This is a genomic window from bacterium (genome assembly GCA_019695335.1).
Classification (GTDB): Bacteria; CLD3; CLD3; order SB21; family SB21; genus JABWBZ01.
The window spans coordinates 1-13061 of record JAIBAF010000084.1; the positions used below are offsets into that span (position 1 = coordinate 1).

Annotated in this window: 7 protein-coding genes; all 7 read left to right on the plus strand. The window is 44.7% G+C overall.

Annotated features, from left to right (window positions below; all coding sequences use genetic code 11):
- Positions 1–1933 (plus strand): ABC transporter permease (locus K1X84_15335; protein MBX7153000.1); only part of this gene is annotated, 1933 nt, incomplete at its 5' end.
- A gap of 46 nt (positions 1934–1979) precedes the next feature.
- Complete coding sequence (locus tag K1X84_15340) at positions 1980–4394, plus strand: ABC transporter permease (protein ID MBX7153001.1); 2415 nt, start codon at positions 1980–1982, stop codon at positions 4392–4394.
- Between the two features lie 101 nt (positions 4395–4495).
- A complete protein-coding gene (locus K1X84_15345) occupies positions 4496–4759 on the plus strand; it encodes a DUF2771 domain-containing protein (protein MBX7153002.1) in 264 nt (87 codons plus the stop codon).
- Between the two features lie 15 nt (positions 4760–4774).
- Positions 4775–5506 carry a hypothetical protein gene (locus K1X84_15350; GenBank protein MBX7153003.1) on the plus strand — a complete coding sequence of 244 codons (732 nt, stop codon included), beginning with the start codon at positions 4775–4777 and terminating at the stop codon, positions 5504–5506.
- Between the two features lie 25 nt (positions 5507–5531).
- Complete coding sequence (locus K1X84_15355; protein ID MBX7153004.1) at positions 5532–7913, plus strand: ABC transporter permease; 2382 nt, start codon at positions 5532–5534, stop codon at positions 7911–7913.
- Positions 7914–7993: 80 nt separating this feature from the next.
- Entirely contained in the window at positions 7994–10414 is a 2421-nt protein-coding gene (locus K1X84_15360) for an ABC transporter permease (protein MBX7153005.1), read from the plus strand.
- Positions 10415–10564: 150 nt separating this feature from the next.
- The gene (locus tag K1X84_15365) at positions 10565–12937 is read left to right on the plus strand and encodes an ABC transporter permease (protein MBX7153006.1); all 2373 of its coding nucleotides are present in this window, start codon (positions 10565–10567) and stop codon (positions 12935–12937) included.
- The last annotated feature ends 124 nt before the right edge of the window (positions 12938–13061 follow it).

Below are 13061 nucleotides of genomic sequence, written 5' to 3' on the forward strand. Positions count from 1 at the left end.
AACGGCGAAAAAATATTTCGGTGATGAGAATCCTGTCGGAAAAGTTATTCAAATGGACAACCGCTATTCCGTCAAAGTGGCCGGCGTCTTAGCTCCGGCTGAGAAACCGTCACACATCAAAGCCGATTTGCTGATTTCATTTCCGACGTTTACCGCCGTCACTCCGAATTACAACGTTCACAGCTGGGGATCCGTTTCTTATTTTACCTATGTAAAATTGGCCGAGCATGCTTCGGCTGTTGAACTGGAAAACAAAATATCCACGCTGATTGAAAAACGACTGGGTAAAGCAACATCAGAGCGGATTTTTTATAAACTACAGCCGGTTCGCGATATCTATCTCCACTCTGAAGGACTTCAAGGGTGTATCGGGCCGTTGGGCAGTTTATCCCATGTGTATACATTGTCCATTGTCGGATTTTTGATTCTTGCAATTTCAGCTTTTAATTTCACCAATCTTGCGATTGCACGCGCGGGAAAACGTAGCAAAGAAATCGGACTTCGAAAAGTATTAGGCTCCGAACGTCGTCAATTGATCGGGCAATTTTTGTCTGAGTCGGCTCTGATGACTACTTTCAGCCTTATCGTATCATGGGCGATCGTAGAATTTTTCGGAGAAATTCTTGCTTCAGCGCTTGGCGTTCCGTTAACCTTAACGGTGGCCGATCGCTTGATCACCGCCGGATTGTTTTTCATTGTGGCTTTAATTATTGGCATTACGGCTGGATTATATCCGGCGATCGTGATGTCCGGTTTCCAAACGATTTCAATTTTAAAAGGCACATTTAAAAGCGGAAAAGCCGGAATTCAGGTACGCAAAGCATTGGTTGTAACGCAGTTTGTAATGTCCGTTGTTTTAATCATCGGCACGATGGTGGTTTACAAACAGATGGAGTTTACGCGCGCCAAAAATCTTGGATTCGAACAAGAACATACGATTGTGCTACCGATGCGTGGGGCACAATTGATGCAGCAATATGAAACTCTGAAGGAAACATTATTGCACAATCCGGATGTCCTCGGTGTTACCGCTTCCCGCAACGGATTGGATGGCGGCTATGGGGGTTATTCGGTCGTACCGGAAGGCGGCGATCCCAATCAACCCGTCCGAGTTTTGTTATATCCGGTCAATTATGATTTTTTTGAAACACTGGGGATGGATTTGATTGAAGGACGGTCATTTTCGAAAAATTTTCCGACGGACGAACAAGGATCGGTAATTATTAACCGTACGGCTATGGAAAGGTTTGGCTGGAAAACCGCTCAAGGTCAAAAACTTGACCTGCCTCACATCCCGAATACCAAAGGCAATGTGATTGGAGTCGTCGATGATTTTCATTTTACTTCCTTGCATGAAACGATCGGACCTTTGCTTCTTTTCCTGATGCCGCATCGTAACGATTTTGTGTTCGTTAAATTTCGGTCGGGCGATCCTACACCAATGATCGCTTCGGTTGAAGCGACGTGGAACAAACTTTTGCCCAATTATCCGTTCGAATATACGTTCCTGGACGAGCGCATTCGGGGCATTTATGAAGCCGATCAGCGATTTGCGCAACTCACGACGATTTTTTCCGTTTTGGCTATTATCATAGCTTGCCTCGGTTTATTCGGGCTGGCCGCATTTTCGGCACAACAACGCACCAAAGAAATCGGTATCCGGAAAGTACTCGGTGCGAACATTCGCAACATTTTGCAGCTTCTTGCCGGAGAGTTTATGCTACTGATTTTTGCAGCGAACATCATCGCATGGCCGGCCGGATATTACGCTATGAATGAATGGCTCAAAGATTTTGCCTACCGTGCCGAAATGGGTTGGGGAGTTTTTGTATTAGCTACCGGAGTAACATTGGTGATTGCATTGGCCACGGTATGCATGCAGGCTCTCAAAGCCGCTATCGCCAATCCGGTAGAAGCGTTGAAATATGAATAGCTGATTACATGCCATTTGCAATGTATGTCAATACAATGAGGTTGTTATGGTTCTGAATTATCTCAAAATTGCGCTCCGTAATTTGTTTAAGAACAAAACGTATTCGGCAGTAAATATCCTTGGCTTGGCTATCGGTATTGCTTCGTGCGTGACGATTCTTTTATACGTGCAGTATGAACTCAGTTACGACCGGTTTCATCAAAATGCCCATCGAATTTATCGTGTGACGGAATCGATTTTGCAAAATGGCGTTGGCGAGACGTCCGCAACGACTCCGATCCCTTTTGCCAAGACATTTGCCGAAGACCATCCTGATAAAATTGAAGCGTACACGCGGCTATTCAATTTCAGCGCACCTTCACTAACGCTGGAATCTTCGCCGGACAGACGTTTTAATGAGAAACGTTTGTTTTTTGCCGACCCGGGTTTTTTTAAAGTATTCAGTTACAAACTCAAGCGTGGTGAAGCGGCAACGGCGTTAGAACAACCGAACATGATCATCCTGACAGAAACGATGGCGGAGAAATATTTCGGTTCGGAAGATCCTATGGGCAAAATAATCCGTTTTGAAAATAAACAAGATTTTATAGTCAGCGGAATTGCCGAAAATCCGCCGTCTAACGCCCATTTTACATTCGATGCGCTTGTTTCTTTCAGCAGCGCTCTTCCGTTTTTGACGGAACGTCAGCGCACGACATGGTACTGGAATCCGGCCTGGAGTTATCTGCTGGTCAAAGACGACGCACCGCATGAATTATTGCCTGAGGTAGTGAAAAAATATTTCCCCGAAAATATCCGTAACGATGCCACGCTGGCTTTCCAACCGTTGACCGATATTCATTTATATTCTAATCTTGATGGTGAATTAGAACCGAACAGCCGCATCATTTATATTTACATTTTCGCTACCATCGCTGTTTTTATTCTCGGAATCGCGTGCATCAATTTTATGAATTTGACGACAGCGCGGTCGGCGTCACGAGCCAAAGAAATCGGCATGCGCAAAGTCTTGGGTTCCGATCGCCGTCACCTGATTGCACAATTTCTCGGGGAATCGATCCTGACGACTTCATTGAGTATGTTGGCCGGTATGGGATTGGTCGAATTGACGCTTCAATATTTCAATGCGCTTTCGGGAAAGAATATGGGCTTGCATTTCACTCCTGAAATTGTGGTAGCGCTCATTGGTCTTGTATTGGGAATTGGTACTTTAGCCGGATTATATCCGGCATTTTATCTCTCATCGTTTCAGCCGATTACTATCGTCAAAGGAATTAAATCGACCGTCAAAGGCCTTTCATTGCGGCGTATATTGGTTACCGTGCAATTTGCCATTTCGACAATTTTGATTATCGGAACATTGGTGGCGTTTCAACAGCTCGATTACTTGAAAAATGCCAATCTGGGATTTCAAAAGGATCAGGTATTGGTTGTCCCGATCCAGAGATCATCGTTGACAAACATTGATCAATTCGAAAATTTCAAAAATCGTCTACTCCAGAATCCGGGAATCACGCACGTTACCGCGATGGAACAGGTTCTGGGTGAGAGTCACAATACGGATGTTTTTGAACCGGAAGGCAGCAGTGGTCCGGTCGTTGTGCCACGTCTTACCGTTCGTCAGGATTTTACTCAGACTTTTGACATAACAATGATTGCAGGCCGGCCGTTTGAGCGGGATTATGTCCTCGATCCTTTCCACCGCGAGGTTTTGATCAACGAAACGCTCCAGCGTTATCTGGGATGGCGTACTGCCGAAGAAGCCATTGGTAAAAGATTCGGTACCATTCGGGACAATAGCGGTACGATCATCATAACCGTTCGTGGCGTGGTCAAAGATTTTCACGTCACGTCGTTACATCAGGAAGTTAAACCGTTTGTGCTTATCGGCCCTCCTGAGAACAATCAGCGCAATGGTTTCTTCATCAAATTCATGGCTGTTAAATTGAAACCGGAACATTTACGGGAAACGATCCAATTTATTGAAGGCCTATGGAAAGAATCCGTTACTGACCGCGCATTTGAGTATTCCTTTTTAGATGACAATCTTGGCCGGATGTATCGTGCCGAAGAAGATTTTAACCGCGTAGCTGTGACGTTTACCTCGCTGGCAATTTTTATTGCCTGCCTGGGATTATTCGGCTTAGCCGCTTACAGCACGTCTCAACGTACGAAAGAAATCGGCGTTCGTAAAGTTCTGGGCGCGAGTATCCCGGGTATCATCGGCCTTCTGTCCACAGAGTTTTTACGTTTGGTATTACTCGCTAACATCGTCGCATGGCCGGTAGCGTATGTTGTCTTACAACTATGGCTCGAACGGTTTGCGTATCGCGTTTCACTGTCGCCATGGGTTTTCGTCATTGCAGCCGGATCGACTTTGGTGATTGCATTGGCCACCGTGAGTTATCAGGCGGTCAAAGCGGCATCGGCTAATCCTGTAAAAGCATTGAAATATGAATAATGAATCAACGGATTATGAAATTTTTATGTGCGTTCGTCAAAGAAAAAGTTCGACTGATTTTTAATTAATTTCTTCATTTTTAAACCACCAAGGAGACTTATATGGCCGAGATCGTCATTCAACTTCCGAACCTTGAAGCCAAAGACCGCATTGAAATTGAAGCGCGTGTGAACGGGCAGAAGAAAACCTATCATTACCGCGTGGAAATTTTTGCATGGGAAGAATGTACAGAACCGCATAAAGAACATGCGTTGTGCCTGAAAGATATGATCGCCAATTACGATCATGACTGGCGGCTTCTTCAAATCGGCCAGGCTACGGATAAAAATGTTCAGGTAGTTTTTAAAAACCGTTTAGAAAATTAAAACAAATCTAAACGAATGCTAAAAATTATTCTGATTGTTTTGACGGCGATTCCGTGTTGGTTGTACGCCCAAAACACCGGCAGTGCTGCACGCATCGTGACCATTCAACCAAAAGAAAATGTGCGTCGTGATTTTGAATTGGGTTACAAACGCCACTTGACTTGGCACGCGGATAATAAAGATCCATGGGCGTGGTATGGTTGGCAGGTGATCGGCGGCGATGATGTTGGACTGTTTGTCGATGGTACGTTTGGGCATACATGGGAGGATTTCGATCGCCCAGTCGCACCGGCCGCCGATGCAGCCGATAACGCTTTGAATGTCACGCCCTACGCGGCTTTTCTCAACTTCAGCCATTATATGCGTATGGAGCCTTTGAGTAATGATGCGGCATTGGAATCGCGAAAACCGTCCGCTCTCATCGAGTGGCACCGTTACGAAATCAAGCCGGGAACTGAAATCGATTTTGAAAATATATTGGCGGCATACCATTCCGCATTGATGAAAGAAAAAAATCTCCGGCAGCACGCGGTTTATAAACTCGTCAACGGTGGAAATCAACCGTCGTACATCGTGATGTTTCCAATTGAAAAACTTTCTGAAATAGGGTTGTCGGAAAACGGGATGGCTGAACTATTGTCGAAATATAAGGACGAGAAAAATTTGCAAAAGATGACGTCGGTTATTTCACATCACGTCAGTTCTATTCTGCGTTATCGCGCCGATATGAGCTACATCCCTCAATGATTATCTGAACAAAGAGGATTAAGCAATGTTTAAAAATTATCTGAAAATCGCACTTCGTAATCTGACGAAGAACAAAGGATACTCGGCTATCAATATTCTTGGATTGGCCGTTGGTATTGCCGCCTGTCTCCTGATCATGTTGTACATCCGATATGAACTCAGTTACGATAAATTCCATCCTAATCATGAACGTTTGTACCGTATTACGCAAAATCAAGATAACGGTGAATTTATTTCAACTTTTACTCAGGCGCCTTTCGGGGAGGCTGTGGCCAAAGAATTTCCCGATGCGGTCGAAACGGTTGTACGCTTTCAAACACGCGAAAACCGTCTGATCAGTTTCGGACAAAAACAATTGACCAGTCTTGTTGTAGGATTTGCCGATCCCAACATATTTGACGTTTTTGGTAATGAGTTGATCAAAGGGAATCCGAAGACCGTTTTAGCGAATAAAGAATCGCTCGTGTTGACGGAATCGGCCGCTAAAATTTATTTTGGTAACGAAGATCCCATTGGCAAAGTCATCAACGTCGATAAAACCACCGACTATATCGTTACCGGTGTGATGCGGGACGTGCCGGGCAATAGCCATCTTCGTTTCGATATGTTGGGTTCTTTCCTTCGGCTGCGTAATGAGTGGAAAGTAACTAATGATACGTGGGCTTATGTGCTACTGAAACCGGGTATTACACCGGAATCGATGGCGCCACGATTTGCCGCTATCGTCGAAAAATATTTGAGCAAACAATCTGCAGAAAATACAGTATTCCCGATGCAGCCAATTGCGGATATTCACTTGGCGCCTGATCTTAGCGGCGAGCCACTGCCGCACAACAGTTATACGGTTATTTATACATTTGGAACCATCGCGTTCCTGGTACTGCTCATTGCATGTATCAATTATATGAATCTTGCTACGGCGCGTTCGTCCCGGAGATTAAAAGAAGTCGGTATGCGTAAAGTTCTCGGCGCACAGCGTTTTCAACTGGTGCGTCAGTTTCTTGGCGAATCGTTTATTGTAACGTTGACCGCGATGGTGATCGGCCTGGTGGCTGCAGAATTGTTTGTTCCGTTATTTAATAACCTGACCGGTAAATCCGTTTCGCTTTTCAGTTGGCAAAGCATGGACGCTGTTATTACGCTCGCCGCTGTTTTATTTTTTGTCGGCCTCATCGCGGGAAGCTATCCTGCTCTCTTTTTGTCTCATTTTCAACCGGCTCCAATTCTTAAAGGAGAAATCAAACAGAAATCCGGGCTTCAATTACGGCGGTTCCTGGTTGTTACTCAATTTACAATCACGGTCGTATTGATCGTCGCCACGCTTGTCGCGAGAGACCAAATAGCCTTTATTCAAAATAAAAATCTCGGTTTCAACAAGGATCAATTGATCAATTTGACCGTTCGTGATATGGAAAACTGGCGCAACCGGACTGAAATATTACGTTCGGAATTAGTTTCCATTCCGCAAGTGAGCGATGCGGCCATGGCGGCGTTTTTTGTGTCTGATCGCGAGATAGAACGTTCATCGCTTAAACCTGTGGCGGCCTCCGATGATGACAATCGCGTAATCAATTTTCTCAAATGCGACGAACACCTGATCAATACTTTACAGCTGGAGGTAATTGCCGGCCGAGCCTTTTCGTATCAATTTGCCTCCGATTCGGCCGGCGCATTTGTGCTTAATGAAACCGGAGCAAAACTTTTCGGCTGGACGCCTGAACAAGCGGTCGGACAAACGATGAGTTATAACGGCTGGCACCAGGCGCAAGTCGTTGGCGTTGTTAAAGACTTTCATTTCGCTTCGCTGCATAAAGAAATCAATCCGCTTGCACTTTTGTGCTGGCCGGCGCGCGCTACACGTTACACGTCTCGCCTCGCGATGACCGTTCGCATCCGCACAGAGAACATTCCCGAAGTGATCGGCCGCATCGAAAAGAAAATGAATGAGCTTATGCCGTCGTTTCCTTTTGAATTCGAGTTTGTCGATTACGCTTTGCAGCGCCATTACGAAGATGATCGCCGCATCATGAATCTTTTTGGGATTTTTTCTGGGCTGGCGGTTGTGATTGCATGTCTGGGATTGCTCGGGCTCGCTGCTTTTGCGGCAGAACAACGGACGAAGGAAATCGGCGTCCGAAAAGTTTTGGGCGCTTCCATTCAATCGATTGTAACGCTTCTATCGCGGGATTTTTTGAAATTAATTTCAATCGCCATTGTGATTGCCTGGCCGCTGGCTTATGGCGCGATGAGTTTATGGTTGCAGGATTTCGCTTATCGAACCGATTTGTCTGTGTGGACATTTATTTTGTCAGCCGCGATAGCTTTGGCGATCGCATTATTAACGGTAAGCTTCCAGGCATACAAAGCGGCTTCCACGAATCCGGTTAATGTATTGAAATACGAATAAAAGCGGCGTGAATATCATAATTACTATGAGGAGCGTTGTATTCGGTTTGACGTCCGCCATCTAATAATCAGGAGGATCGAATGTTTCAAAATTATCTGAAAATTGCTTTACGGAACTTGCTCAAGCACCGGGGATATTCTTTCATCAATATTACCGGGCTTGCCGTCGGCATTACGTGCTGTATTCTCATCATGCTTTTTGTGCTGGATGAATTGAGTTACGACCGGTATCACGCGAATGCCGAGCGCATTTATCGAATCAGGACGGATGTGGACGTTGCAGGCAACATGCTGAAACTGGCGACAACATCGTATCCGATGGCGGCTGCAGTAAAAAACGACTACCCGGAAGTTGAAGAAATTACCCGGATCATTAAATGGGGCGAGCCGATCTTCGGTCATAGCGATAATCACTTTCAGGAAAAAGCAGTGCTGTGGGCCGACGCGAATGTATTCAAAATTTTTTCGTGGACGTTCGTAGAGGGCGATCCGGCCACGGCGCTGAAAGACTTGTATTCGATCATCCTGACGGAAACGGCGGCCAAAAAATATTTTGGAAATGAAAATCCCATCGGCAAAACGATTCGATATGAAAATCAGCGCGATTTTAATGTTACCGCTGTGATTCGGGATTTACCGGCCAATTCACAACTTCAATTCGATATGCTTGCCTCCTCGATTTCGCTCAACGAAATTATCGGTCTCGAAACGTTAAATAACTGGCACGCTTTTTATCCGACGCAAACATATGCTTTGTTACATGACAAAAATCAGGGGGGAGCTCTTAATCAAAAATTGCCGCAATTTGTTTCGAAGTACATGCAGGATGACATGGCCAAAACATTGGGTCGTACCTACAGCGTGATCGCCCAACCGTTACTGGATATTCATTTGTCGCCGCAATTGCGGGGCGAATTCGGTACGGCCGGGAACATGGCGTACATTTACACTTTTTCGGCTATTGCCGTATGCGTACTGCTGATTGCGTGTATCAACTTTATGAATCTCTCAACGGCCCGCTCTGCGCGACGATCCAAAGAAATCGGCTTGCGTAAAGTTCTGGGCGCATTACGCGTGCAATTGATCCGGCAATTTCTTGGAGAAACGTTTTTATTAAGTTTTGCTGCGCTGTTGCTGGCTCTGCTGCTGGTTGAACTTAGTTTGCCGTTTTTCAATCAACTCGCCGGTAAGCATCTTGAATTCAGTTTATTTACAAGCGGGTTCGTTTTTCCGTTGATTGCTATAGTAGTTTTGTTTGTAGGTATTACGGCCGGTATGTATCCGGCTCTATATTTGTCGAGGTTCAATCCGGTTGAGTCGTTAAAAAGTAAACAAACAGCGGGAAAAGGTGGAGGAAAACTTCGCAAGATTCTTGTGAGCCTGCAATTTGCCGTTTCAATTATTTTGATTATCAGCACGATAACGGTTTATCGACAACTGGATTTTATTCAACACCAACAACTTGGATTGGATAAAGACCAGGTAGTGGTTCTGCCGGTGAGCAATGCTATCCTGGAAAATAAATATGAAGTATTTCGCGAGCAATTGCTCCAGAGTCCCGATGTTCAGAATGTAGCGGCTTCGACGTTTGTGCCGGGTAACCGGATCATGGGAACTCCAATCAGGAAAATCCCGTCCAACGATGCCGACAAATGGGAAATGACAACCATTCCATCGGATCATTATTTTATTCCGACGTTTGGTATTCAATTGCTTGCAGGCAGAAATTATTCCAAAGAGATTCCGACCGATATGCAAGACGGCATATTAATCAATGAAGCGGCGGCAGCGGAATTGGGTTGGACGAAGCCGGAAGATGCGGTCGGCAAAAAAGTTGAATGGTGGGGAATTGAACCGCCTTTGACGATGACGGTACTTGGTGTGATGAAAAATTTTAATTACATCTCACTGCATCAAACGATCGGACCGCTGGTGTTGGTACCCATTTCATACTGGCCTAACGGCTACAACAATGTCAGCGTTCGGATTTCGACCGGTCAGGCTTCGGCAGCGTTGACTCATATTCAATCGACGTGGGAAAAGCTTTTCCCGCAAGCGCCTTTCTCCTACACTTTCCTCGATGACAATTTTGGAAAACTGTATGCGTCGGAAGACAGGCTCGGACGCATTTTTGTATCGTTTGCCGCGTTGGCTATTTTTATCGCGTGTCTCGGACTTTTAGGACTCGCTTCATTTATGGCGGAAACACGAACGAAAGAAATCGGCATTAGGAAAGTACTCGGCGCATCGGTCACCGGGATCGTTCATTTAATTTCCAAAGAATTTCTAAAACTGGTTGTTCTGGCCAACCTCATAGCCTGGCCGATCGCGTATTATGTAATGGGTTCGTGGTTAGAAAATTTTGCTTACCGGATCAGTATAAGCCCCATGACTTTTATCATTGCCGGTCTTACCGCGCTGCTGATTGCCCTGTTAACGGTCAGCTATCAGGCGCTGAAAGCAGCCGTAGCAAACCCTGTGAATGCACTTAAATACGAGTAGCGAATAGACATGAACATTTAAGGTGATCCTATGGGCTCTAAATTTTTTTGGTTTGGTGTTAGTTAGTATCTTACCGGTGTTTTTCTATTTATGTAATTGACATCAATGCTTTGGGCATCAACTAATTTTTATAACCGCTGCGGGTGCTTTATGATAAAAAACTACCTGAAGATCGCTTTTAGAAATTTAAGCAAACACAAAATCTACTCGTTGATCAATGTGACTGGTTTGTCAGTTGGATTGGCATGCAGCATGCTGATAGGACTTTATGTCTGGGATGAATCGCACTACGATCGTTTTCATGACCGGTATGATCGCATCGTCCGGTTCGTCACGGATGAAACAAGCGAAGGTACGACACGTTACTTTGCCACTACGCCCGCTCCACTCGCGCCGGCTATTGTTTCTGATTTTTCCGACATAGAAGCTGTTACGCGTTTGTATCCGTACAACGCTGCCGTGAAATTTGATGAAAAAGAATTCAAAGAATCGGGTTTCTTTTTTGCCGATCCATCGATTGTTCAAATTTTTTCATTTAGCCTTACAAAGGGTTCTTTCAAAGACTTTGATAATCCGAATGCCGTTGTGATGACTGAAACGGCGGCGCGTCGGTATTTCGGCGATGCGAATCCTATCGGCCAACGTATTTTTGTCGATCGTACGGTTGAACTGACCGTAGTGGCGGTCATCCGGAATATTCCGTCACAATCACATTTCACATTTGATTTTCTTACCAATATCCAAAGCCTCAAATTGGTCATGGGCGATTGGGTGCTGACCAGTAAAAAAAGCTGGTACTGGCCGCCGATGTATACGTACGCACTTTTGAAAGAGCCGTCATCACTTATTTCACTTGAAAATCAACTGCCTTCGTTTGCCAAAAAATATCTTGGCGAAAAAGATGAACGTGTTTTTCATTTACAAAAGCTGAGCGATATTTATCTCCATTCTAATCGCGAGAATGAGATCGCGCCTGTGAGCCATATTGCTTATCTGTACATTTTCGGAACGGTGGCGATTCTGCTGATGGTAATTGCCTGTATTAATTTTACAAATTTGTCAACGGCGCGAGCAATCCGAAGAGCACGCGAAGTTGGTGTCCGTAAAGTATTGGGCGCAGGCCGTAATCAATTATTGCGACAATTTCTCAGCGAGTCAATCATGCTGTCACTGGTTGCGTCCGTTATTGCTATCGCATTGATTGAAATTTTCCTTCCGAAGTTTAATGCGTTTGTCGAAAAATCGCTAGAAGTTCATTATACGTGGGGTCTCATATCAAGCTTTATTGTTTTGACTTTTTTAGTTGGAACAGCTGCGGGAATTTATCCGGCGTTATTTTTGTCCAAATTTCGCCCGGTGGCGGTACTGTATGGCCGAATTAATGTTTTTGGTTCGTCACGATCAAATATCCGGTCAATTCTTGTGTTTTTACAATTTACTACCTGCATCGCGCTTATTATTTCGACCCTAGCAGTAAATCGACAGGTTGAATTCATCCTAACTAAAAACCTGGGTTTCAATTCTGATCAAGTGGTTATAATGCCACTCCGCGATGAGGCCGTACAAAAAAAGTTTGATGTCTTTAAGACGCACCTGGCCGCACTGCCCGGCGTACAAAATGTGACGGTCATTTCCAATTTACCTTGGGAAAAAGGTTATTATGGTTTTCCGGTACGAGCCGAAGGTAATCTGGAAGAACGAAATGATATCAGTACGCTGATCGTCGAGCCGGATTTTATTCGTACGATGGGTATGACATTGGAAGATGGCCGTGATTTTTCAAGCAGTAAAGCGGATGAATACGATGCATTTATTATTAACGAAACAGCTATGCAGAAATTCGGATGGGACCACGCCGTAGGCAAATCATTGTCGATGCATGGAATTAAAGGCAAAGTCATTGGCGTGGTTAAAGATTTTCATTTTCAGTCACTGCATCATGCTGTGGAACCATTGGTGATTACATTATCGGCTCAATCGTATTACCGGGATTATGCCGTTGTGCGACTGGATAAACGGCACATATCTCAATCCATCCAAGCGCTTCAAACTACGTGGAGTGAATGGTGTCCCGGCAATATTTTTGAACACTTCTTCCTTAACGAGGCATTTCAAAAATTATATCAAAAGGAAATGATCGTTCACCGCGTTTTTCTCGGCTTTGCCGCCTTGACGATTTTCATTGCCTGTCTGGGATTATTCGGTTTGTCAGCTTTCAGCGCTGAAAATCGTACCAAAGAAATCGGTATACGGAAAGTAATGGGGGCTTCGGTATTCAATATAGTGAATTTATTGTCGGCTGAATTTCTCAAGATCATTGTTCTGGCCAATATTGCCGCATGGCCGCTCGCTTATTTTTTTGTGAATCGCTGGCTGGAAGATTTCGCGTATCGAAAAGAACTTTCAATCGATCTGTTTTTATCGGCCGGACTGATCACCATGTGTCTAGCATTAGTTACAATCAGTTTTCAGGCCGTCAAGGCTGCTTCGGCTAATCCTGTACAAACATTGAAGTGTGAATAAAAAAATTACAAGAAAAGAAAAACTATTCAGTTTATTCTCGTATTTCAACGAAAGAAGGTAGTATGCTCAAAAGTTATTTCCAAACTGCTTTAAGAAAAATTTTGCGGAACAAATCGTACGCATT